This is a genomic window from Chryseobacterium sp. FR048 (assembly GCF_056844665.1).
The window spans coordinates 145,564-169,651 of record NZ_JBXDSE010000005.1; the positions used below are offsets into that span (position 1 = coordinate 145,564).

20 protein-coding genes and 1 riboswitch are annotated in these 24,088 nt (G+C 39.0%); of the genes, 2 read left to right on the forward strand and 18 right to left on the reverse strand.

The features are described 5' to 3' along the window. Positions 1-16: 16 nt before the first annotated feature. The 18 genes from AC106K_RS15470 to AC106K_RS15555 form a co-directional block, all read right to left on the reverse strand. Complete coding sequence (locus tag AC106K_RS15470) at positions 17-1,210, reverse strand: cell surface protein (protein WP_482446379.1); 1,194 nt, start codon at positions 1,208-1,210, stop codon at positions 17-19. A 16-nt stretch (positions 1,211-1,226) separates the two neighbouring features. Then, complete coding sequence (locus tag AC106K_RS15475; protein WP_482446380.1) at positions 1,227-2,360, reverse strand: YncE family protein; 1,134 nt, start codon at positions 2,358-2,360, stop codon at positions 1,227-1,229. Next, the gene (locus AC106K_RS15480) at positions 2,357-4,342 is read right to left on the reverse strand and encodes a TonB-dependent receptor plug domain-containing protein (RefSeq protein ID WP_482446381.1); all 1,986 of its coding nucleotides are present in this window, start codon (positions 4,340-4,342) and stop codon (positions 2,357-2,359) included. Before AC106K_RS15480 ends, AC106K_RS15475 begins: the two co-directional genes overlap by 4 nt. Before the next feature lie 159 nt (positions 4,343-4,501). Beyond that, a riboswitch (cobalamin riboswitch) is annotated at positions 4,502-4,687 on the reverse strand. Positions 4,688-4,993: 306 nt separating this feature from the next. Continuing rightward, positions 4,994-5,941, reverse strand: a complete 948-nt coding sequence (locus AC106K_RS15485) for a transporter (protein ID WP_482446382.1) — start codon at positions 5,939-5,941, stop codon at positions 4,994-4,996. A gap of 11 nt (positions 5,942-5,952) precedes the next feature. Then, positions 5,953-7,002: a cytochrome-c peroxidase gene (locus AC106K_RS15490; RefSeq protein WP_482446383.1), complete on the reverse strand. Its 1,050-nt coding sequence runs from the start codon at positions 7,000-7,002 to the stop codon at positions 5,953-5,955. After that, entirely contained in the window at positions 6,995-7,825 is an 831-nt protein-coding gene (locus AC106K_RS15495) for an MbnP family protein (RefSeq protein WP_482446384.1), read from the reverse strand. The genes AC106K_RS15490 and AC106K_RS15495 overlap by 8 nt, the downstream gene beginning before the upstream one ends. A 197-nt stretch (positions 7,826-8,022) precedes the next feature. Further along, positions 8,023-8,391, reverse strand: coding sequence for a hypothetical protein (locus AC106K_RS15500; protein WP_482446385.1), 369 nt, complete (start codon positions 8,389-8,391; stop codon positions 8,023-8,025). Between the two features lie 4 nt (positions 8,392-8,395). After that, the gene (locus AC106K_RS15505) at positions 8,396-9,070 is read right to left on the reverse strand and encodes a superoxide dismutase (protein ID WP_482446386.1); all 675 of its coding nucleotides are present in this window, start codon (positions 9,068-9,070) and stop codon (positions 8,396-8,398) included. A gap of 185 nt (positions 9,071-9,255) precedes the next feature. After that, positions 9,256-9,933, reverse strand: a complete 678-nt coding sequence (locus tag AC106K_RS15510) for an SCO family protein (protein WP_482446387.1) — start codon at positions 9,931-9,933, stop codon at positions 9,256-9,258. Then, positions 9,920-10,195 (reverse strand): YHS domain-containing protein, encoded by a 276-nt coding sequence (locus AC106K_RS15515; protein WP_482446388.1) that lies wholly within the window; start codon positions 10,193-10,195, stop codon positions 9,920-9,922. The genes AC106K_RS15510 and AC106K_RS15515 overlap by 14 nt, the downstream gene beginning before the upstream one ends. A 199-nt stretch (positions 10,196-10,394) precedes the next feature. Continuing rightward, entirely contained in the window at positions 10,395-10,757 is a 363-nt protein-coding gene (locus AC106K_RS15520) for a hypothetical protein (RefSeq protein ID WP_482446389.1), read from the reverse strand. Between the two features lie 1,147 nt (positions 10,758-11,904). Further along, positions 11,905-13,887 carry a heavy metal translocating P-type ATPase gene (locus tag AC106K_RS15525; RefSeq protein WP_482446390.1) on the reverse strand — a complete coding sequence of 661 codons (1,983 nt, stop codon included), beginning with the start codon at positions 13,885-13,887 and terminating at the stop codon, positions 11,905-11,907. Between the two features lie 44 nt (positions 13,888-13,931). Next, on the reverse strand, positions 13,932-14,351 hold the full coding sequence (locus AC106K_RS15530; RefSeq protein WP_050020659.1) for a Fur family transcriptional regulator: 420 nt from the start codon (positions 14,349-14,351) through the stop codon (positions 13,932-13,934). A gap of 18 nt (positions 14,352-14,369) precedes the next feature. Next, entirely contained in the window at positions 14,370-15,272 is a 903-nt protein-coding gene (locus AC106K_RS15535; protein ID WP_482446391.1) for a cation diffusion facilitator family transporter, read from the reverse strand. A gap of 18 nt (positions 15,273-15,290) precedes the next feature. Then, positions 15,291-16,172, reverse strand: a complete 882-nt coding sequence (locus AC106K_RS15540; RefSeq protein WP_482446392.1) for a bestrophin family protein — start codon at positions 16,170-16,172, stop codon at positions 15,291-15,293. Between the two features lie 160 nt (positions 16,173-16,332). Further along, positions 16,333-17,562, reverse strand: coding sequence for an efflux RND transporter periplasmic adaptor subunit (locus tag AC106K_RS15545; RefSeq protein WP_482446393.1), 1,230 nt, complete (start codon positions 17,560-17,562; stop codon positions 16,333-16,335). Between the two features lie 91 nt (positions 17,563-17,653). Further along, entirely contained in the window at positions 17,654-22,015 is a 4,362-nt protein-coding gene (locus AC106K_RS15550) for a CusA/CzcA family heavy metal efflux RND transporter (protein ID WP_482446394.1), read from the reverse strand. Between the two features lie 140 nt (positions 22,016-22,155). After that, positions 22,156-22,479 carry a DUF6660 family protein gene (locus AC106K_RS15555; protein WP_482446395.1) on the reverse strand — a complete coding sequence of 108 codons (324 nt, stop codon included), beginning with the start codon at positions 22,477-22,479 and terminating at the stop codon, positions 22,156-22,158. A gap of 277 nt (positions 22,480-22,756) precedes the next feature. Between AC106K_RS15555 and AC106K_RS15560 the strand changes: the two genes are divergently transcribed. Further along, positions 22,757-23,611 carry a cell wall anchor protein gene (locus tag AC106K_RS15560; RefSeq protein WP_482446396.1) on the forward strand — a complete coding sequence of 285 codons (855 nt, stop codon included), beginning with the start codon at positions 22,757-22,759 and terminating at the stop codon, positions 23,609-23,611. 6 nt (positions 23,612-23,617) lie between these two features. Continuing rightward, positions 23,618-24,082, forward strand: a complete 465-nt coding sequence (locus tag AC106K_RS15565; RefSeq protein WP_482446397.1) for a hypothetical protein — start codon at positions 23,618-23,620, stop codon at positions 24,080-24,082. The last annotated feature ends 6 nt before the right edge of the window (positions 24,083-24,088 follow it).

Genomic DNA, 24,088 nt, shown 5'->3' on the forward strand with positions numbered 1-24,088 from the left:
TAAATAGATTGAATTGTTATTTGAAATGTAAGTCGTAAGCGCCTGCAACTTCTGTAGAAACTTCGCCCAGCCAGCCAGCTTCCTGATTGACTCCCGTATATATTTTCATAAAATCTACCCCCGGCAGTTTTACATATTTTCCGTTTCTGTCTACCGCCCAGGAAATATCAATATTGGAAGCCTCATCATTATTGGGGGCATTATCCGCATACCCGAAGTCATATGATTTTCCTACCCAATAGGATCCGTCTCCACTCTGATCATAAAAGTTATTGGCCAGTCTGGTTCCGGAAAAACCGTAAGAAGCATCTGTAAACCACAAAGGATAATAGCTTTGTGCATGAAAGGTATTTCTGGTTTTAAAGCCCTGGTTTCCGAGATTGTCTTTCCATTTGATATATTCTACATCTGTCTGCCAGAACTCGCTTCCAGCCACAGGAGTTTTATTTTCATCTGGCTTAAAGTACGTGATGCTGTAATCTTTTACTGTTGTATTTTTGAAATATTCACTGCCGGCAATTTCGTACCACTCGTCATTATCAGGTTTTCCGTTTTTGTTTCTGTCATAGGCCACCATAATAATTCCCGGCTCACAGGAACCTGAACGCTGATCACTGGCGCTGTTTCCAAAGAATGCATTTCCCAGAACTTTAAAGTCTCTTCCTTTCAGATTCGGAATGGTGTGATCAAAGCCAAAAACAACATATCCGCCATATCCGCCCAGGCTGATCATCGTAGAATTGCCTCCCACCAGCGATTCGTTGGCTTTCTGAAGCATATTTGCGGCTGTATTTCCAGGTAAATATTCCGGAATTTCATTCATGAACTGTCCTACGGCAGGACGGAACTCCAACACTTTGGCAATATATTTAGTGTAAGGTGTTTTTTCTTTGGTAACGATAATTTTAGAGTGATAAACCTGTTCGTTTCCTTTATTGCTGATTTTTAAAGTCAACGGATAGGCATCTGCTTTAGGACTGATAAATTCAAGTTCTGAATTTTGAGAGATAATGGAGTCGTTAATGCTCCATGTTACTGCCCCCTGAGCATTGGTAGGAATCGTCAGGACTCTGAAACGTTCAACGGAATAAGAATCATCCAGACCATTAAATGTAAATTCATCTTCATCATTATGTTTACAGGCTATCACACCGGTAAGAAGACATGATAAAAATCCGATTTTTAAATAAGTAAAGGTATTTCTGTTCATTTCTTAAAGTGTTTGGTTATTTGTATAGAAAGGCAAAGTGAGCAGGGATATTTCCGCCTTCTGTCTTCCATTTAAAATGTCCGTTTTTGTCAAAACAATACACAAATCCCATCGCTACATAATTCCTGGCATCTGTAATGTAGATGTCTTCTGTAATAGGGTTCACAGCGATTCCGTATGGGGTTTTAATGGCCGCTTCGTATTGGGGATCAAAAATTCGGTTGGCAATGATTTCTTCTGTTTTTACATCTATGATCCCGAATGTCTTTTTATAGCTGTGGGTATTGTAATTGAATTCGTTTCCATAGAAATAGAGTTTATCATTCACAATGGTCATTTCACTCACTCCGATATGGAAATCTTTTTTCACGGCTCCGGTTACAGGATCCAGAAGGTACAGGCTGGAAGGAGTGTCATAATAATCTCCTCTTGAACTTACATACAGATCTCCATAATTATCTTTCTTAATATGGTGAAGATTGATGGCCACATCCAGCTTTCTGATCTCTGTAAAACTGTTCAGATCTATTACAGAAACGGTATTGTCGTAATTGGGGGCACGATACCCTCCGGAATTGGCAACGAATAATCTGTTTCCTACAATTTCCATTTCCTCGGGCTGATAACCTACGGTAACCTCACGTTGAATGGAAAGAGAAACCGTATCAATTTCCACTACTTTTCCTTTAGGTGCTTTCGGGTTAATATCTACCGGTCCGGCATAACTGCTTGCATACCCTTTTCCCTCTTTGAAGGTTAAATATCTGCAGTTCTGCAACGGAATAGAAGTAATACGTTTCGCGGTCTTTGCATCAAGAACCTCAATTTTATTGGAAACATTTACAACAATATACAGTTTGCTGCCATAGATTTTAATATCATTTCCTACATCACCCAGCTCTTTCACTACATTCGGGTTGATCTCGGCATAGATATTCCGGTAATAGGTTCCTTTGGTATAATCAAAAAAATCCAGGGTACATTTATTACTTCCCATATTCCCTTCATTCAGCATATAAAAGCCTTTTATTGCTGTATTTTCTGAGGGAAGCCCTTCTACCACTTCCTGACGGACAATAATATCATCCGTACGGCACGAAGCAAGAAAAGCTAATACAAAAAATAAAAGATAAAAGTTTAGTTTTCTCATAAGGTGAAGTTTAGAATAAGTTTAAAGTTTCTTCCCGGCATCGGATAGTTGATCACCACATCATAATACTGGTTGAAAATATTATTCATTTCAAGGCTTACTTTAAATTGATGACTAGCCCAGTTAAATTTTTTCTGAACAGCCAGATCATGGGTATACCAGGGTTGTACATAATTGTACTGAATATTGTCCTGGTTCACATCATACCGCTTTCCTACGTACATCGCGCTGTAATTGAAACTCCAGTCCTTATAATCTGCCATCAGGCTAAATGATCCGCTATGCCATGGTGTGTAAGGAATCTGATTCTTATAGAAGGTATCTTCCGGATCACTCACATCTCTTGCGCTTTGGTAGGTATAAGAAATCAATGGCCTTAGTCTTACCTGTCCCAGCTGTACATCAGTCCGGATATTCACATCCGCGCCTATGATCTCAACCAATCCAAGATTCATCATCAGCCATCGGAACATGCTTCCGTTAGGTGCTGCTATGATTTTATCCTGTACTTTGTTGTAATAACCATCTACTTTTATATAAAAGTTTTTAAAGAAACGGTTGTCATAATTTTTCTGATAGGTAAATCCTACATCATACTGATTGGTAAATTCCGGCTTCAGATAGGTATTTCCGATATTGGTGTAATACAGATCATTAAAGGTAGGCAGACGGAAAATTCTTTTATAAAAGGCTCTGAGGGTAAGTTCCGGAATAGTTTCAGGCTGATAGCTCATAAAAACTGCCGGGGTCCATTCTCTGCTGTCTCCAGGTCTTTTGTTTTTTCTTACTTCTTCAAAAGTGAATGTTCCCAAAAGACTTCCCAGAATTTTGAACCTGTTCCACTGATAGGTTGTTGCCAATGCCACTAGTGTTGTATAACGGGTAGGATAAGAGAAATTATCCAGATTAGCATTAAGATTATTATACTGAAAGTCTCCACTTAAGCTGACATCCCAATTGGGCGTGATAGAATAGATGTTGGAGGAAGAAAGATATACTTCTCTTTGAATGTAGGTATTATCCGTGTGCATCACTGACTGCGAACGAACCGTATCCATAAAGCGGGTATAATCGTAGGCAAATTTTGCTTTCAACTGTGTCTCAAATCTGGGGAACAGCTTCTTTTTCAAATTGGCCTGTACGAAATAATTTTCGTCTGAAAGTCTTGCTCCCCGGCCTCCAAAACGACCATTAACAATAGGAGCAGGCATTCCCCGGTCTGAAATATAGCCATACCCTCTTATCGTCCAGCTTCCGTCATTTAAAGTCCCGTTTACAGATGTTTCGAAACGTTTTGCCCTGATGTCTGAGTCCTGTCTTTTTGCTATGGTATCATAAGCCTGCTGGCCATCCGGATATTTTTTGGCATAGCGAAATCTATAAATCCCGTCACTTTGCAGAAATTCTGCACTGGCACTTGCCGAGATCCTGTCTGAGATTTTCTGCTCCAGCCGGAATGACGGATTGAAAAGGTCAATAGAAGCACTTTTTGCTCTTATCACAAGATTGGTCTTCTTTGTTCCTTTAAATACGGGAATTCTGGGCTGCAGATAAATAGATCCCGAGGAACCGAAATCCTTTGCAGGCTGAAAAATCTCGCTTTTCTGCCCGTTATATAAAGATATTTCTTCCAGATCATCCAGAGAATATCTTCCAAGATCTACCAGGCCGTTCTGAGCATTTCCTAATTGAATACCATCATAGAAAACCCCTACATGCTGGCTTCCCAGACTTCGGATATTAATGGTTTTTAAACCTCCTATCCCGCCATAATCTTTGATCTGAACTCCGGAAAAGTATCGTATGGCATCTGCAACGGAATAACTGTTCAGTCTTTCAAGCTGATCGCCCTGGATAACTTGCGCCGGAATAATTTCTTTAAAATTCTTTTTGTAAAGGCTGATCACCTTAATGGTTTCTTCCTTCAGGCTGTCTTTTTTCCTGGTTTGAGAAAACAGGAGTTGAGATGTTAACACCAACACAGTGAAAACAATTTTATAAAGTCGAGATGTAATCAGTTTTGCCACCATTAGCTCATTCATGGATAATGATGACGCTAATGGATATAAGAAAGCAACGACAAAGCACAGCTGTCACTGCACAGAATCATTGTTGTCCTAAGCTTTATTCCACGAAAGCGTCAAACGTTTAATTTTCTGGCAGGTCTTCTGACTTACTCCATTTTTGAAATCCTTCCCATTAAAAAAACAGTGGATATTTTCTTCAAAAACTTTGGTGCGGAGCTTACAGCAGCGGGTCTGTTCCGGATTTTCACCGGATTCCCTTTTAAGAGCTTTTTACGGCTCACCAAATTTCGGCAAAGATAGACAATTATTAATATATATTCATCAATAACGAAATGATTCACAATATTATAAATATAATGATTGTAAAAACCGCTTTTCAGTAAAGAAATGATTAAAATGGGACATCAAGATCCCGGTCCTGATATTTAGACTAAAAAAGAGGTTATCTCAATAATGAAACAACCTCTTTTATTGGCCACTAATGCACGAATTATTTTATTCGTTTGATCTAAAACAAAACACAAACTACACCTTAAAGGATTCTTTTGTCATCATAAAAATGTATCATTTTATTCGTGAATTAGTGGCAAAAAACATCTTCATTGGCTATATTCCAATATTTACAAAAATGCTGAACCTTGATCTGGCCTCAATGTCTCCTCCTGCCAGATGGGTATAAACAGGAAGCATGAGCTCACTTCCCAAACTGAACTTTTTATACGAAGCTTCAAATCCCACCTTTCCGTACAACGCACTTCCGGCAGTATTCGGCAGCCCTTCACCAAATTGTTTGTTTTGAGCATAGACTTCTCCCTGAAGCCCGGTTTTAGCAGAAAAAATAGTTTTTTCATTTCCTGCGATCTGATAAAAACCTGTGGCCGCATAGTTCCATTGGTTTCCGAAACGATAATGTTTTTTGTTTTCGGATTTAATGGTGTAATCGGTATTGATCAATACTGCCACTTTATTTTTCTGAAACTTATAGTTCAAAGCCGCCTGATAATCCCAACTTCCGGTTCCCAGCTGAAAACTTGGGTTGACACCGGATATTCCTTTTTCATCAAATTTACCAAGAGGAACTTTCACTCCCAAGCCTCCGCTAAGCTGGTGGGAATTATCTTTGGAGTTCATCAATCTGTAAATTCCCATCAGGTTCAGATCTCCGATTCCATTAATGCCGATGTCACCCTGCATAGTCTTTTTTTCATGAAAATGGAAAGGAAGGCTTGCATACACACTCAATTTTTCCGTCACCGGAATTTTTCCCCAAAGCTGTAAGGTATTGAAATACTGATCCTGGGTAAGATCTTTCACAAATAAATTCTCCTTTGCTTTATAATGCTGTGCAAAGTATTTGATCCCTATAAACTGTGGATTCAGTAAAGACTCAAAACCGGAGGAACCGTTTCCCGCAGCGCAGCCACAGGCATCACAATCATCATAAAAATCGATCCTGCTGAAGTTGTTCTGAGCAACATAAGCACTGTCTCTAACTGTCTTTGCCTGGCTTAAACTAAATAAAACCAGACTTATTAACCATATAATCTTCTTCATGTTTTTTAAAATTATTCTGCAAATTTTGGATTGGATATAAAACTTTTATCAGACAATGTTTTCAGGAAAGCAATAATCAACTGTTTATCCTGGCTGTTCATGGCAATTCCCGTATGTCCGTTTTGTTTCAGCTGTGGGTCCAGATTGGGATTATCTTCCACCTGGTCCGAATAGAAATTGAGTACCGCTTCCAGGGTATAAAACCTTCCGTCATGCATATAAGGTGCGGTATATTCGATATTTCTTAAACTTGGCACCCGGAATTTCATCCAATCTACCTGGTTCAGGGTTACGCGATACCTTCCTGCATCTTTAAATTCGGTATTATAATACATTCCCGTATTTCTGAAACTCTCATCAGTAAAGAGTTCGCCACTATGACAGGATGCACATTTCTGGTTAAACAATACCATTCCCTGAGATTCTGCCGAAGTAAGCTGCTCCTTCCCCTGTCTGAATCTGTCATATTTCGAATCTGCCGAGATCAGTGAAGCCATAAACTGAGATAATGCTTTTAAAATTCTCTCTCCTGTCATGTTTTCATCCCCATACGCAGCCATAAAAAGCTTTTTATACTTCTGATCATTCTTAATCTTTGAAATCGCCTCGGGAATAGAGCTGTCCATTTCATTCACATCTGTAATGGGGCTTATCGGCTGTTCATTCAGATTATGGATCACTCCATCCCACATATATTTTTTCAAAAAGGCCATATTCTGGATAGGCGGGGCATTCCTAATTCCGATCCTGTCATCTACCCCATGGCTTACGGTGTGACCATGATGGGTAAAGGCATTTTCCTGAATGTGGCAAAAACCGCATGAAATCGTATTATTTCTCGAAAGCCTGCCTTCATAGAATAATTTCCTTCCCAGCTCTACCCCGTTTTTGGTCACGGGATTTAAGGTCTGATCAAAAGACATATCAGGAAAGTAAGAGGGAAACTGTAATTGGTAAGCTTCATCTTTCTCTAAAGGCTGTATCACCTCATCGGAACAGGAAACACAGCTTAATAAAAATGCCAGTAGAACGAATATCGTTTTCAGTGAAAAATTAATCATTGTGAACGTGATCTACTTTAAACATTTTTGTAAGATTATTGGTCACATTCACCAGATGTTCACTGGACCCCATCATCATATCATTAGTGGCAGTAAGCGTAAGAGCTTTCTCTCCGCTCAGAAACTGGTTCAGATCTGCCAGAATATGAATAGAAGGACGGATCTGCCCGGTAACTCTAGCTGTGGTTGGCAGATTCAACGTAATTTCACGGTATAGATCCGGTGTATTGTTGGCTGTTGTATTGCCCATATTTCCGGTATGATTCATAAATTCTTTAGAAGGGCTATCAGCACCATATTTACCTTCCAGCTTTACAAAGACATAGCCAGCCGCCCATGACCACGACATTCCTTTCTGCTTGGCTTTAGTCCAGAATTCCGCCTGACCGTCCTGTCCCAGCAGATAAGCTTTCTGGCTGATTCCTAATCCGAATTTTATTTTTTTATAATTATTTTTCGGAATGCCATCGAGATTCAGATATACCACACCGGCTACTGCATCCGCCTGATCTACGATAAAAGCTCCTTTATCAGGGTTATTTTCATTGTATTTAAATTCATTTCCGTTTTCATCGATCAGAGCGATATTACTGATTACATATTTTAATGCAGAGAAATTATGTTTCTGTCCCTGTGAAGAAGTCTGTACAGTCTGGTTCAAAACGATATTTCCTAAATTGTTGAATCCATTTTCAAATTTGATCTGCAGGTTTCCGGGAGTGGTATCCTGGGCATTTTCATCATCCCTGCTGCTATCACAGGATGAAAAAGTGAATAAAGTAAAGGCAATAAAGAATAGTGATAAAAATTTATAAATTTTCATTGTTGATTTTTTAAGTTGGATAAATACAATAGATAGTTTTTGAATGCCTGAAGCATCCAAATTCAACCACAAAAGGCACAAAAGATGTTTAACACTTAAATTTTTAAGTGACAATACTGCACATATTAAGTGCATTCAGGTAAGATTAATCCTTTCCTGCTTTTATGGCTGAATCGTTAAATAGTGATATGTATTGCTTAAAAAACCGGCGGTTTGAAAATAGGATTCAGAAACAGAAAAGAATAGGCTGTTTCGTAGACAAAATTAAAATTGAAAAATGGAATTTTTTCAGTGGCAGAGATTTCTGCAATTTCAGGAAGAATATAAATATCAAGAATCTTCTGTCCTGAATTTTTTACTTTTTGCAAAGGCGAAGATTCTGAATCATTGGTCTTGGCCAATTCTTTACTCAGGTAACATTTTCCGTTACAGTGAATCTCCGGTCTGCTTTTATTAATACAGAGTGTATTGACGATATAGTCATAATTTACAGCATACTCCGCCAATGGGATCAGGGGCCTGAACACCATATAAAAGGTAAAGAGTATGCTGTAAAAAAACTTCATCAGATTATTTTTTGCTTAATGCATCATCATATCTTTTGCTGACTTCTTTCCAGTTCAGCACATTCCAGATTGCAGACAGGTAATCTGCTCTTTTGTTCTGATACTTCAGATAATAAGCATGTTCCCAAACATCGATTCCCAAAATAGGAGTTCCTTTTTCTTCTACAATGTCCATCAGAGGATTGTCCTGATTAGGGGTAGAAGAAACAAATAATTTTCCGTTTTTATCCACAGAAAGCCATGCCCATCCTGAACCGAAACGGTCCGCACCAGCTTTGCTCATTTTTTCTTTGAAAGCTTCCATAGTTCCGAAAGTTTCATTGATCGCTTTTGCTAGTTTTGCAGAAGGCTGTGTATTTTTTTCAGGAGTAAGGATCGTCCAGAAAAGCTCATGGTTGTAGTGACCTCCCGCATTATTTCTCACCGCCGGGGTCATCTTAGATGTTTCAGCAAGGATCTGAATCAAGGTCTGTTTTTCCTGTGGAGTCCCGGCAATCGCTTTATTCAGATTGGCTGCATAGGCTGCTCCGTGTTTTGAATAATGGATTTCCATGGTCTGAGCATCAATCGATCCTTCCAGCGCATTATAAGCATACGGCAAAGGCGTCTGCTTAAACTGGGCAAGCGCAAACTGAGCCGCAAAAACTGCACTTACAGCAGCTATTTTCATAATTTTCATAACGTTTTGTTTTATGGTTGAACATTATTTTCTTTAAGATTGGAAGATGGAGGATGGAAGCGGGAAGTAATACGTGTCTATGTACAACTTCTTCAACATCTATTTTACTTTTACATTGATAATAAAAAATCATTAGTGCTTTATCGTCTAAAAGCACTCCCAGCTTCAAGCTTCCTTCTTCCCGCCTACTTTAATAGTTTCTTAATATCCTCGATCAGAATTTCTCTGTCCGGATGATATTTCCCGTTTAATCTTGGAGTTTTCCCTTCCGGATCATCATAATTCAATCCTGAATAATACAGGATCGGCATATTATCCTGATTGTATCGGCATCGGATATTTCCTTCCTGGTCTACCAAGGCGATCATTCCGCTATGGTTTAGACTTTCGCCTTCATCTTCTTTATCACCAACGTAGATATTAAACTGGTCGGCCAGCTTACCAATATATCCTCTGTCTCCCGTCAAAAAATGCCAGTTAGGAGACTTAGCACCTATTCTGTCTGCGTGTTCTTTCAATGCTTTCGGGGTATCATTCTCCGGATCGATGCTTATGGAAATAATTCCAAAGTTGGGATCATTGATCTGGTTTTGGATCGCCTTCATATTGGTATTCATCACAGGGCAAATAGTAGGGCATTTACTGAAGAAAAATTCCACGAGATATACTTTTCCCAACATATCTTTATTGGTGATTTTTTTGTTATTCTGATCTGTCAGCTCAAAATCCGGAACCTTCATCACGGTATAAAGATTCTTTTTGAAGTATCCCATTCCTACTCCTATTCCCAGAAAAAGCAGGGCAATCACCGCAATGGGAATGATTACTTTACTCTTGTTATTGGTCTTATTATTTTTGGGCATACTGTTCAGGATTTTTTTTGAATTCATCTTTGCAGTAAGCACTGCAAAAACCGTACGTTTTGTTTTTGTAAACGGCAGTATCTTTAAGAAACTCGGCCGTTTTCATATGACATACCGGGTCTTCTTCATTCACTACCTGTATATTTTTTATATTTCCTTCTGAAGAACTCATATTGGTTTTATGCTTTACCTGAGGAACTTCTTTGGTACATGATACGAGTGATATAGACAGCAGCGCCGTCAAAATAATGATCGATTTCATTTTGATGTTAAATTGAAATTAATAATGTAAAATAAAGGAATGACTCAAAGTATTTTGGATCAAAAACTTATAAGGAGTTATTAAAAAACGCTTTACCACAGTCCTTCAACATGAATACATTCTGCGTTCAGTCATTGGATTCTATTAAAGCTTTTAAATCAAAGAGTCAGCATTTTCAGTTTAAAACTAAAAATATAGTTTAAACTAAAGGAGGATGAAATATCCGTGAAAAATATTCTGAAGAATGAGAATTAGTATAATCTGAATCCGGAACATCAATCTGCGGATCAGAATCGAAAGGATGTGAAAAGGAAAGGATCTCATGGGAAAGAAAAACATCTAATCCCGCAATCTTTACGGTTTGAGAGCTATTAGATTGCTTCTCTGTTTTGGCGAGTTCTTTTTCCACATAGCATTTCCCTTTGCATGTTGACTGTGGTATATCTCTCTTTTCACAAAGATTTTTTACGATATACTCATAATTAACTGCATAGTTCACCAATGGCAAAACAGGGCGTATTGCAACAGTAAAAATGATGAATATGGAAATGATTAACCTCAACGATTTAATTCTCTGCTACAAATATACTACTTCAAAATCGTTTTATGCTTCATTTATGATGAATGTCATTGCTGGTTTTTGTTAATTTTTCCGGCCATGATCTTTTACCTTTTCGCTTTTTTGCCAAAAAACAAATATTCACGATTACACTGATCACTTTTTTGGAATACGCGAAGGCGCTAGGACTTTTACAAACTATACGTTTTTAAGGCGCAAAGATTTTATCTCCGATAAAATTGTACACTGTTTTATATTTCCTCTACGGTTGCTATCTTATAAATTTGACACGCTTTACCTTTTTGCCTTTCCTCTTTTTGGCCCTTTTACCCCAAAAACAAATATTCATGATTCTACAGATCTCTTTTTTGGAATACTCAAAGGCGCAAAGGAATTTTACAACTATACATTTTTAAGGCGCAAAGATTTTATCTCCGATAAAATTGTACACTGTTTTATATTTCCTGCACAGTTATTATCACATAAATTTGACACGCTTGATCATTTCACCTTTTTGCAATTTTGCTTTTTCGCCTTTTAATAAAAACTGTTACCCATAAAATAAACAAAACTGTACCTGTTATCTAAGAGGTATTATTCCGAAATTTGATCATGCACTTAATGTCACTCATCTCGACTGACAATTTCAATAAAAAATTTAGTTCTTTATAAAAAGTTTAATCTTGTTAATAAAAGCTCTGTTGATTGTATGGTCTGCAGAGCTTTTTGTTGAAATTCACAAGTTTTCCTTTTTACCATTTTGCCTTTTCTCCTTTTCGCCCTTTTACCCCAAAAAACAAATATTCACGATTACACTGATCGCTTTTTTAGAATACGCTAAGGCGCTAAGGAATTTTACAAACTATACGTTTTTAAGGCACAAGGATTTTATCTCCGATAAAATTGTACACTGTTTTATATTTCCTCTACGGTTGTTATCTCATAAATTTGACACACTTTACCTTTTTACCTTTCCTCTTTTTTACCATTTCGCCCTTTTGCCAAAAAAAACAAAAGCCCCACTGAAACCAGCAGAACTTTCATTGAATATAATTTAGTTGTGTTTATTATTTACCGTATTTTCTATCTTCGCCTCCTAAGCCATCTCAGCTTTCTTCGCTTCCTTTGCTTCATCAGCTTTCCCCTTCACTCAAAACTTCATCCTCTGTATCCTCACTGCATTTAAAATAGCCAGCAATGCCACTCCTACATCTGCAAATACCGCTTCCCACATCGTTGCCAGACCTCCTGCGCCAAGTACCAATACGACTGCTTTTACAGCAAAGGCTAAGATAATATTTTGCCAAACGATTTTTTTCGTCTGCTTTCCGATATTGATCGCCATTGGGATTTTACTCGGCTTATCATCCTGGATCACAACGTCTGCTGTTTCTATGGTAGCATCACTTCCCAAACCTCCCATAGCAATTCCTACGTCACTTAGTGCAACTACAGGAGCGTCGTTTACGCCATCTCCTACGAAAGCTACGGTTTGGTTTGTGGATTTGATCTCTTTTACTTTGTTGACTTTATCTTCAGGCAGCAGGTCTCCAAATGCATTGTCTATACCAAGCTGATCTGCTACATATTTCACAACGGTTCCTTTGTCTCCGCTCAGCATGGTAGCTTTTACATTCATTTTGTGCAGATTGTCTACTGTTTCTTTGGCATCTTCTTTTATGCTGTCTGCAATGGTAATATAGCCTGCAAATTTTTGATCATAAGCAACAGCAATCACCGTATATACAATATTAGCGTGGTTGGTGTCATAGCTGATCCCGAACTTATCCATCAGCTTGAAGTTTCCTACCAGAAGATACTTTCCATTCACGGTGGCTTTCAATCCGTGACCGGCAATTTCTTCTACGTTTTCCAAAGGGATAGCATAATTGATCTCTCCTACGTAATTGTGAATTGCTGTGGCTACCGGGTGCGTACTTTTACTTTCCAGCGCATTGACCATCTGAAGGATTTCATCTTTATTAAATTCCGGACTGATATTTACTTCCTGAACTTTGAACACGCCTTCCGTCATCGTTCCGGTTTTATCCATTACTACATTCTGGATCTCTGCAATACTGTCCAGGAAGTTACTTCCTTTAAATAATATGCCGTTTCGGCTTGCGGCTCCTATTCCCCCAAAGTATCCTAATGGGATAGAGATGACCAGGGCACAAGGACATGAGATCACAAGGAAGATCAATGCTCTGTACAGCCAATCTCTGAACTGATAATCGCTCACAAAGAAATAAGGCAGTACACAGATGGCTATAGCCAGAAATACAACGATCGGGGTATATACTTTGGCAAATTTTCTGATGAACAGTTCTGTAGGAGCTTTCTGAGCCGTCGCATTCTGAACCAGTTCTAATATTTTGCTCAGTTTACTGTCTTCATAAGCCGTGGTTATCTTTACGAGAGCAATACTGTTCATATTGATCATTCCTGCCAGTACAACCTCACCTTTATTTTTGGTATCCGGCTTACTTTCCCCTGTTAATGCAGCCGTGTTGAACGATGCTGAATCTGAAAGCAACTCACCATCCAAGGCTAGTTTTTCACCGGGTTTCAGCTGAATAACATCTCCTACTTTTGCTTCTTTAGCTTTGATGGTTTTAGGCTGATTATTTTCCATGATTGTTACCTCATCAGGGCGCTGGTCAAGCAATGCTTTTATATTTCCTTTTGCTCTGGTCACTGCCATAGACTGAAATACTTCACCTACCGCATAGAACAGCATCACTGCTACTCCTTCAGGATATTCTCCTATGGCGAAAGCTCCAATGGTTGCGATACCCATCAGGAAGAATTCTGAAAAGACGTCTCCTTTGATGATACTTTTAAAAGCATCCTTCAATACGGGTAATCCTACAGGAATATAGGCTGCCAGGAACCATACCAATCGTACCCAGCCTGTAAACCATGTTTGTTTTATATAATTATCAAAAGCAATTCCTAATAACAGAATGACAAAGGATACAATGGCAGGCAGAAACATCTGGAAGATGGTCTGATCACCTGTATCATGAGAGTGATCATGCCCGTCATGGTCATGTCCGTCTCCTTCTGAATGGTTATGTTGGTGCCCTTTTGTAACGGGTTTTTCTGGGGTTGTACTACAGCATTTTTCCATAACTGATATTTTTATACAAATTTAGGGTTGAGACTGATGCAATGCTATTGCAAACTTTCAAGACAGTTTTCACAGATTCCTTTGGCAAAGAGCCTTATTTCATCAATCCTGAAGTTGGTCTGTATGTTTTCAGGGAAAGAAATATCTTCTTTGCAGGTGGTCTGCTTACATATTTTACAGTAGAAATGCAAATGCCAGTCTTTATGTGTTTTTTCATCACAATCATCCTCGCATAGCTTATATTTTGTCGTTGTATTTTCCTGTATACTGTGAACGATTCCTTTTTCTTCAAAGGTTTTTAATGTTCTGTAAATGGTTATCCGGTCTGCATTGTCAAAGTGATTTTCTATTTCCGAAAGAGACAGTGCAGCCTCCTGGGAACTTAAAAAATCGTATACCAGAATTCTCATACTGGTAGGTTTGGTATTTTTATCTATGAGTTTGTTTTCTATGTCTTTTTTCATGTTTCCACAATTTGAATGTTACAGGTGAGCTCCGGTTTCTTCATAGCCCTCCTCTTCTATCTGAAAAGTTGTGTGACTGATTTTAAAATTATTTACGGTCGTTTCCGTGAGAGTCTTCAATAGCTGATTCTGTGGAACTCCGGTATCTTTCACTACATGAGCACTCATGGCATTTACACTTGAGGTAAGAGACCATACATGAAGATCATGCACATTCTTTACCCCAGGAATCTGCTCCAATGACTGACGCAACCCATGAATATCAACATCTTTGGGAGTTCCTTCCAGCAATACATTGATGGCTTCTTTCAGCAGCCTCCAGGTTCTTGGAAAGATCAGCAGTCCGATTGCCGCTGAAATCAACGGATCAGCATAATACCAACCTGTTGTCAGCATGATCACTCCGGCAATCATAACGCCAACTGATGTCAGCATGTCTGAAAGTACTTCGAAATAAGCTCCTTTCATATTCAGGCTGCCTTCTGAATCTTTTCTCAGGATCATCATGCCTATAATATTGACAAGTAATCCTATCCCTGCTACAATCAGCATCGATTTGCTCTGCACTTCCGGTGGATTCTGAAATCGCTGATAGGCTTCAAATAAAACATATATCGAGATCCCTAATAATACCACTGCATTGATGACCGCCGCTAAAATTTCAGTCCGGTAATAGCCGTACGTTCTGGAAGGATCTGCTTTCCGCTCTCCAATTTTAATGGCAATGAATGCCAGCAATAATCCTACAACATCCGTGAGCATATGCGCTGCATCTGCCAGTAACGCAAGACTATTGGTCACAATTCCTCCTATGACCTCAGCGATAAGGTATGTACCACTCAGACAAAGTACGATCAGAAGATTCTTTTTATGTCTGCTGGCGGCGGAAGGGGTCTGTATTTGTGTTGGTGTGTTTTCCATATGGTATCTATGGTTTAGTTACATTTCATAATAGGATGTATTTTCTTTTTTTAAAGGAACATTCTGTTCGCCGATCATCTGCCTGATATTGATCTCAATGGTTTGCGCCAAAGACGTCACCGGGGTATCTACCGGACTGTTTTCGAACGGATCCTGCATGATAATGGATGTTTTCTCTATGGTAATGAATACAATCGGAATCAGGAAAGTAATCATCACCTCTACCGTCAACTGTGAATCATCAAGACCAAACGGAAGTATCGCGGCAAACACATAGATCAAAATATGTACTAATACGCTGTAAGATCTTGGGAAAACCGTGTTCTTCAGTCTTTCGCATTTCCCCATACTGTCGCAGAGCCTTGTTATGATGTCATTCAGCTGCATTTGCTGAAAATCAGTCAGACCTTTGGAAGCCGCAATCTCTTTCAATTGTCTTGAATGGGCATCCAGAAGCGCATTGGGTATATTCACTGCCTTGATCTGATGTTGATCCAGATATTGCTGAACCTTTTCAGAAAAAGGTAACTTTCTCAGAGATTCGCCCAGTGCATAGGTCCAGATGATCTGTCTTTCTGCAAAATCTTTTATCGTTTTATCATCTCCTGCAGGCATAAACTGAATAATGAGCCTTACAAAGGTTCGGGAATCATTGACAATGGCTCCCCATACGGTTCTTGCTTCCCACCATCTTTCATAGGATTGAGAGGTCCGGAAAGCCAGAAGCAATGACACTGCGGTTCCCAGCAAGGCAGGAATATTCAAAGGCAGCGAGATCTTACGAAACCATGGTAACATGTCTAAAAGACCAATGGCCACTGCAAATATTCCGATGAACAGGATTTGAGATCTTATTTCACGGATGAAATACCAGACTGATATTTTTTTGTTTAATAGCATAATAGGTCATGTATTAAATAGTATAAAAATGTTATTGTAAAACCTTCAATGGTTTTGTAAGGTCATCTTTAGTTTCTCTCAGCCGGTTTTTATAATAAGTCCGTAAACAGTTCTAATTTACGGATAAAAATCGACATTGAACTGATTCTGAACTTCTTCATTAATGCTCGTGTTCTCCGGAATTCACCAGTTTTGCATTGACAAAGAAGGCTCCTTTTACTACAATTTTCGCATTATCCGGAATGTTTCCTACGGGCGTAACAGCAGTATACCCCATGTCTGAAGTTCCTTTTACTACTTCAACCTTTTCAAAGTTCAGCGTTTTGGGGTGAGGTTTTCCTTTTTCCTCATGTTCTTCCTCTATTTTTTTATCGGTCTGTATAAAGACATAATATTTACCATCTGCTTCTACAATGGCTTCTGTAGGTACTGCCGGTGTGGTACTTTTATCAAGACTAACGATTCCGGTGATGTTCATTCCGTCAATCAGCCCTGTTTTATTTCCGATCACTTCGCAGTGCATAGAAATGGTTTTACTTTCATTTTCAAAGGAAGATCCTATGCTGTAAATTTTTGCGTCGTACTCTGTTTCCGGGTTATTTGTAAGCTTAAAATGAACAATTTGCCCGACTCTCATTTTGGGAAGATCTTTTTCAAAAACCTGAAGATCCAGGTGAATGGAACCGTTATCAATGACTGTGGCCACTGGTGAAGAAATATCCACATAACTTCCTATCTGTGCCGTAATTCCGCTAATCGTTCCACTGATCGGAGCTGTGATTACCAGGCCTGATTTCATGTTTCCGTTGTTGACTTTTCCAGGACTTATTCCCATCATCTGAAGCTGTTTCAACAGGGAAGCTCTTTTTGTTCTTAATGTTTTCAGCTCTGCATCGGCACTCTGAAGATTTTTCTTTGCCCCTGCATCGTTGTCAAAAAGCTCTCTTTGTCTTCTATATTCCTGTTCGGCATAGGTAATTCTGCTGTTGGTGGTCAGATAATCTTCCTGAAGCTGGATGTATTCCGGATTGGCAATCGTCGCAATGACCTGACCTTTTTTTACAATGCTTCCTACCTGGATATTTATTGTTTTTATAATTCCGCCGTACAAAGAAGTAATTGTTGCTTTATTACTGTTGGGAACGCTCAACAATCCGTTGGCTTTGATGGTGGACGTTAATTCTTTCATCTCTACCGTACCCAAAGCGACTCCTACCGATTTCATCTGTTCTTCCGTTAGTGAAGCAATGGTTTGCGGAGCTTCTTCATGAGCCTGTTCCTTTTGTTCTGTCTTTTCCGGAGCTTTTTCTGCTGAAGCCTCTTTTTTTCCGCAGCCAATTATCAGCAGGGAGATCAGGACAAGGGGTATGATATTATATTTGAGTTTCATATTCGAGTATTTATTTTTTATAAGATCGCATGCAGCTACTGACTCTGTTTGTCTTTGTTTTCCGGTGCGTTTCGTTGACATTGATCTCATATTATTTATTAATGATTGAATTAATCGTTACTACAGATTGGTTGACCTGCTGGATGGATTCCAGATATTTTAATTGAATGTTGGTGGCCGTCTGCAAGGCAAAAAGGTATTCTACATAGGAAATCTCTCCTGTTTTATATCCCAGCTGAGCAGCTTTTACAATTTTTTCAGCATTCGGCAATGCCTGAGTGGTATAATACTCATATTGCTGTATATCCTGCTGGTATTGGCTGAACGCATTCTCCAACTGTGCAGTAAGCTGTTTCTGCTGCATTTTTGCGTTGGTTTCCGCAACCTGCTTTTCATATTCCAGGGCCTGGATTCTTGCCTTTGTCGCACCAAACGTGAGCGGAATAGCCACTCCTACTGTCGCTGACTGAAACCGTTTTCCGGAATTATAATAATTCTCCTGCCCGTTGATGGTATGAAAACCGATCAGAGACTGATTGGTATAGCCTAAACTGAAATCCGGTAAACCCAATGATTTCTCAACCTTTTTATTCTTCTCTGCAATTTCCATTTCCTGATAAAAGGCTCTTACTGAAGGATTATTGGCCACCACAGCACTATCCAGCACATTTTCTGCTTTTAAAGGCACATAGTCTTTATTGAAAGGAACTTCAAGATTTTCCGAAGTGTTCAGTAATGTTTTTAAATTTTTATAGGCATTATTCAGAAAGACTTCATTCTGTCTCAGCAGCAGATCGATTTCTCCTTTCTGAGTTTCTGCTGTACTGATCTCGATCTTTTTAATATCTCCTGCTTTAAATCTTACAGTGGCAATTCTGATAAATTCTTCATAAAACCCATCCAGACTTGTCAGCTGGGCTTTGTTGTACTGCAGGTATTCAATCTGATAATAATAGGTACGAACCTGTCTGACCAGTTCATTGGCCGTGATCTCTTTATCAATCTGTTTGCTTTTGATATTTTCATTGATCAGCTCCTTTCTTGCTTTAAACAATGTGGGAAAAGGAATGCTTTGCGATATGGCAAACGACTGGTCAAATTTTGGACTGTTATACTGTCCCAACTGAGCTTCGACACTTAGCTTGGGAAGTTCTTTGGAAGTGGGCCGTAATGCTTCCGCAGATTTTATGCTTAAATCCTTCGATTGTAAGGTCAAATTATTGTTCATCGCCATTTCAACGGCCTGCTCAACGGATATTGGTGTGGACTGAGCTTTAAAAGTCTGCCCCATCATCATCAATCCGAAGATAAGAACAATAGTAAACGTCCCTGGTCTGTTATTCTTTCTTTTCAAAATCTTTGTGTTAAAAATAATATACAGCATCGGCAAAACGAATAAGGTAAGGAATGTAGCTGTTACCAATCCTCCGATTACTACGGTTGCCAGAGGTTTCTGAACTTCCGCCCCTGCCCCTGTTGAAATAGCCATCGGTAAAAATCCTAATGATGCCACAGTTGCCGTCATCAGAACCGGTCTTAATCTGGTTTTTGTTCCTTCAAATACTCTTTTCAGAATATCCGTTTCGCCTTCTTTTTCCAACTGGTTGAAAGTCCCTATCAGAACAATTCCGTTCAGTACAGCAACACCGAATAAGGCAATAAATCCGATTCCGGCACTGATACTGAAAGGCATATCTCTGATCAGAAGGGCAAATACGCCTCCGATCGCACTCATAGGAATGGCTGTAAAGATCAAGCCAGCCTGTTTGAATGAACGGAACGTGAAATACAACAGCATAAAAATAAGAATCAGCGACACCGGAACTGCGATCATCAGACGTTTACTTGCTTCCTGCAGATTTTCGAACTGTCCGCCGTAAGTAAAGTAATATCCGGACGGCAATTTCACCTTATCCAGTTTTGCCTGAATATCTTTTACCACACTTTCCACATCGCGATCTTTTACATTGAAACCTATTACAATTCTACGTTTCCCCTGTTCACGGCTGATCTGAGCGGGTCCTAATTTATAGCTTACATTCGCCACCTGTGATAAAGGGATCTGTGCCCCCGTAGCAGAAGTGATCATTAGGTTATTCACATCTGAAATATCAGTTCTGTGAAGGCTATCAAGACGGACTACCAGATCAAAGCGTCTTTCATTCTCAAAGACCTGTCCTGCTGCTTTTCCTGCAAAGGCAGTACTCACCGCATTGTTGACATCTTCTATATTTAGTCCATAATTGGCAATTCTTGTTCTGTCATACTGCACATTGATCTGTGGAAGACCGCTTACTCTTTCAATCTGTGGTGCTGTTGCTCCGTCTACCGTCTGAATGATCTTTCCTACCTTATCCGCATACACCGACAATGAATCCAGGTTTTCTCCGAAGATCTTCACGGCAACATCCTGTCTGATCCCGGTCATCAGCTCATTGAAGCGCATCTGAATAGGCTGGTTTTTCTCAAAGAATACGCCAGGAATGGTTTCCAGTTTTTCACTGATTTCATCGGCTAGCTGATTGTACGATTTTTTGGTTTTCCATTCGCTTTGCGGTTTCAATACTACGATCATATCGGTAGCTTCCGGAGGCATCGGGTCTGTAGGAACCTCAGCAGAGCCGGTTTTCCCCACTACCATTTTTACTTCATCAAATTGTTTAATGATCCTTGAAGCTTGCATCGAGGTTTCTATACTCTGGCTCAATGAACTTCCCTGCGGCAAAATGCAATGGAATGCAAAATCTCCTTCCTGCAGCTGCGGAATAAATTCCCCACCCATATTTTTAAAGATAAAAGCTGAGATAAGAAATAAGACCGCCGTAGCAGATACAATGACATATTTTATTTTAATGGCTTTCTTTAATAATGGCTGATAAACCTTTTGAAGGCGGTTCATCATTTTGTCTGAGAATGTTTCTTTGTGCGATATTTTTTTAGATAAAAACAAAGCACTCATCATTGGAATATAAGTCAATGACAGGATCAATGCTCCTAAGATGGCAAATCCTACCGTTTTTGCCATTGGCGTGAACATTTTCCCTTCTACTCCTGCCAATGTAAGGATCGGAATGTATACGATAAGGATGATAATTTCTCCAAAAGCCGCACTGCTTCTTATCTTGGATGCTGAAAGAAATACTTCTTCATCCATTTCTGATTGTGTCATTGCCCGCGTCGACTTCCTTACTCCCAAATGGTGCAGGGTAGCTTCTACAATGATCACAGCTCCATCTACGATCAACCCGAAATCTATAGCTCCGAGACTCATCAGATTGGCACTTACCCCAAAGACATTCATCATTCCCAGGGCAAATAATAAGGAAAGCGGAATTGCTGAAGCAACGATCAATCCTGCTCTTAAGTTTCCAAGGAAGATTACCAGCACGAAAATAACGATCAAAGCTCCTTCGATGAGGTTTTTCTCAACGGTACTGATCGCTCTGTCTACCAAATCGGTTCTGTCCAGGAACGGCTCTATCACCACATCATCCGGAAGCGATTTCTGAATGGTTGGAATTTTCGCCTTGATGTTATTAACGACTTCATTACTGTTTGCCCCTTTCAGCATCATCACAACACCTCCTACAGCATCTACTTTTCCGTCATAAGTCAGTGCTCCGTAACGAACAGCGCTTCCCAGGCGGACCTCTGCAACATCTTTTATAAAGATCGGAACACTACCGGTTTCATTTTTAACGGCAATGTTTTTAATATCTTCGAGAGAGGTTACCAATCCGATTCCACGGATGAAATAAGCGTTGGGCTTTTTGTCTATATAAGCACCACCAGTATTCTGGTTGTTCTTTTCAAGGGCTGTAAATATTTCGGTAATACTGGTTCCCATTGCTTTCAACCGATTGGGATCAATAGCCACTTCGTATTGTTTCAATTCTCCTCCGAAACTGTTAATTTCAGCCACTCCCGGTGTTCCGTTAAGCTGTCGGCGCACGATCCAGTCCTGCATCGTACGGAGTTCTTTAGCATTATACTTCTTTTCACTTCCTTTTTTAGGGTGAAGAATATACTGATACACTTCGCCAAGACCTGTACTTACAGGAGCCAGCTCAGGTGTCCCTACTCCTTTAGGGATTTCTTCTACAGCATTTTTCAATTGCTCGCTGATCAGCTGTCTTGCAAAGTAAACATTGACATCTTCTTTGAAAACTACCGTAATCACAGAGAGTCCGAATCTTGAGATACTTCTTGTCTCCTGAATATCCGGGACATTGGCAATACTCTGCTCAATCGGGAAAGTGACCAACTGCTCCACTTCCTGTCCTGCCAACGTAGGGCATACGGTGATGATCTGTACCTGATTATTCGTAATATCCGGCACAGCATCAATAGGAAGCCTGGTAGCACTCCAAACTCCCCAGATGATCCATACTAAGGTCATAAGACCAATGATCACCTTATTTTTAATACTGAATTTTATGATTTTATCTAACACAATTTGTATTTAATTTTTATTGAAAAACAGATGCATACAGCCTACAATGCTGCAGCAAAAATATCCTGAAAACCTCTGCAATGGTATTGCAAAGTTCTCAACACGTTCAGAAAGCATTACTTTCTAAAGATCAATAAAAATTAAATTTTAGGAGGCTGCCAGATAGGATCGTAAATCTGGTAGGCAAAATCGTTTTTGTGAAATAAGATTTTCTTTGAAAAATAAGCAGGAATCTGCTCCGGAATTTCCAGTAAAGCATCCATCTTAAATGCTGAAACTGTAATCTGACAACAGCTGCAGGCACACAATGGCGAACAAACATCTCCTTTATCAGTAGAATGTGTTTCAGAAATACTTAAAGAAATTCTTTTATTTCCTGAATTTAACGGATGCGACACGTCTTCACATGGCATCAGTGATAACGCCATGAAATAAATTGCCAGTATCCATCTTAACAGGTTCATTGTGACAAAGGTAAAGATTTTTTATAAAATGCAGTGGTAAGTTTAAAAGTTAATATACTGTGCATAGTTTCTTTCCAGATTATTTAATAAAATAATTTTACCACCAAACGACTGTTTTCCATCAAAAATCAATCCTCTTTTTAATTTTTAATTTATTACATTTTACAGTTTCACAAAAACGGTTAAAGCAACTGAAAATTAACACATTGAACTCCCTTCATTATATTTTTTGAAAAGAAAAAAATTATATTTTTAATTGTAACAATAATCTAATATAATGAAAACACAATTATTCTTGATGGCATTATTAATATCATCATTTACATCCGCCCAAAGTTGGAATATCACAGGAAATTCAGGGACTAATTCATCCAATAATTTTATTGGGACTACGGATAATCAACCTCTGATTTTTAAAACGAATAATACCAAAGTAATGAGCATCTTTCCAAATGGAGTTGTAAAAGTAGGGATTAATGATCCAGGAGGAAGCGGTGAAGCTTATTTCAGGATCTATAAGGAAGACAGTCCTGCTTTTGAAATCGCTAATTCTCTTGGGTCATTCCAGATAGGAAAATCAGGCTGCTCGGGCTGTTGGGGCGGGCAAATTGGTGATACCGTTCTCAGAAACTTAGGAAAAAGCCACAATATCATTATCGCCCAGCCTAATGACGGCAATGATGGTTCCACCTATTTCGGTATTCAGGATGCCTATAATGGGACATGGGTGAAATTTTTCAACAACGCTATTGCCAGATTTGATGGTAAAATTAAGGCTAAAGAAGTTGAAGTAAAAGCTAATGTATGGGCTGATTATGTATTTAAAAAAGAGTACAGGCTAAACTCTTTAGAAGAAGTTGAAAAACATATTGCTGAAAAAGGGCATCTCCCTAATATTCCCACTGTTCAAGAAGTACTGGAAAATGGCATTAACGTTGCCGAAATGGACTCCAAACTTCTTGAGAAAATTGAAGAATTAACCCTTTATTCTATTAAACAAAATAAGCAAATAAAGCAACAGTCTGAACAACTTAAACAGCTTCAGAGTGAAAATGAGATTTTAAAAATACAATCTGCAAAAATTGAAAAACTGGAACAGCAGGTTCAACAGTTCTTATCAACAAAAAAATAATCACAAATGAAAAAAAAATTATTTTCACTTTCATCTCTGATGATAGGATTCTTAGGCTTTTCCCAAACCGAAGTTTATTTCAAATATGATGAAGCAGGAAATCAGAGATACAGAGGAATTGACACTGCTGGTAAGAAGACCGAAGAAATTAAGGAAGTGGCAAAAGTAGCAGCTGCTCCCAAAAAAGCTCCTGCTATTGATGAGAAAGCATTCTGGAAGCAAATCAGATTATATCCGGTTCCTGTCAATGACTATCTTACCATAGACTGGACAGAAGAAATAGATGGACTGATAGAATCCGTTTCATTGTATCAGCACAGCACCGTTCACTGGAAATTCCAGCAGCAGAATATTCCTGATTTAAACCGTCAGATTAAAATCAATATGACGGGATATGACTGGGGAATTTATATTCTCCGCTTTACGTTGAAAGATGGAAGAGTCTTTAGCAGAAACGTTACAAAAAGATAACTTTTA

Excerpts from the sequence above, each read along its gene's own strand:
- AC106K_RS15470 (WP_482446379.1), bottom strand. The coding sequence starts at position 1,210 with ATGAACAGAAATACCTTTACTTATTTAAAAATCGGATTTTTATCATGT.
- AC106K_RS15475 (WP_482446380.1), bottom strand. The coding sequence starts at position 2,360 with ATGAGAAAACTAAACTTTTATCTTTTATTTTTTGTATTAGCTTTTCTT.
- AC106K_RS15485 (WP_482446382.1), bottom strand. The coding sequence starts at position 5,941 with ATGAAGAAGATTATATGGTTAATAAGTCTGGTTTTATTTAGTTTAAGC.
- AC106K_RS15490 (WP_482446383.1), bottom strand. The coding sequence starts at position 7,002 with ATGATTAATTTTTCACTGAAAACGATATTCGTTCTACTGGCATTTTTA.
- AC106K_RS15495 (WP_482446384.1), bottom strand. The coding sequence starts at position 7,825 with ATGAAAATTTATAAATTTTTATCACTATTCTTTATTGCCTTTACTTTA.
- AC106K_RS15500 (WP_482446385.1), bottom strand. The coding sequence starts at position 8,391 with ATGAAGTTTTTTTACAGCATACTCTTTACCTTTTATATGGTGTTCAGG.
- AC106K_RS15505 (WP_482446386.1), bottom strand. The coding sequence starts at position 9,070 with ATGAAAATTATGAAAATAGCTGCTGTAAGTGCAGTTTTTGCGGCTCAG.
- AC106K_RS15510 (WP_482446387.1), bottom strand. The coding sequence starts at position 9,933 with ATGCCCAAAAATAATAAGACCAATAACAAGAGTAAAGTAATCATTCCC.
- AC106K_RS15515 (WP_482446388.1), bottom strand. The coding sequence starts at position 10,195 with ATGAAATCGATCATTATTTTGACGGCGCTGCTGTCTATATCACTCGTA.
- AC106K_RS15525 (WP_482446390.1), bottom strand. The coding sequence starts at position 13,887 with ATGGAAAAATGCTGTAGTACAACCCCAGAAAAACCCGTTACAAAAGGG.
- AC106K_RS15530 (WP_050020659.1), bottom strand. The coding sequence starts at position 14,351 with ATGAAAAAAGACATAGAAAACAAACTCATAGATAAAAATACCAAACCT.
- AC106K_RS15535 (WP_482446391.1), bottom strand. The coding sequence starts at position 15,272 with ATGGAAAACACACCAACACAAATACAGACCCCTTCCGCCGCCAGCAGA.
- AC106K_RS15540 (WP_482446392.1), bottom strand. The coding sequence starts at position 16,172 with ATGCTATTAAACAAAAAAATATCAGTCTGGTATTTCATCCGTGAAATA.
- AC106K_RS15545 (WP_482446393.1), bottom strand. The coding sequence starts at position 17,562 with ATGAAACTCAAATATAATATCATACCCCTTGTCCTGATCTCCCTGCTG.
- AC106K_RS15555 (WP_482446395.1), bottom strand. The coding sequence starts at position 22,479 with ATGAACCTGTTAAGATGGATACTGGCAATTTATTTCATGGCGTTATCA.
- AC106K_RS15560 (WP_482446396.1), top strand. The coding sequence starts at position 22,757 with ATGAAAACACAATTATTCTTGATGGCATTATTAATATCATCATTTACA.
- AC106K_RS15565 (WP_482446397.1), top strand. The coding sequence starts at position 23,618 with ATGAAAAAAAAATTATTTTCACTTTCATCTCTGATGATAGGATTCTTA.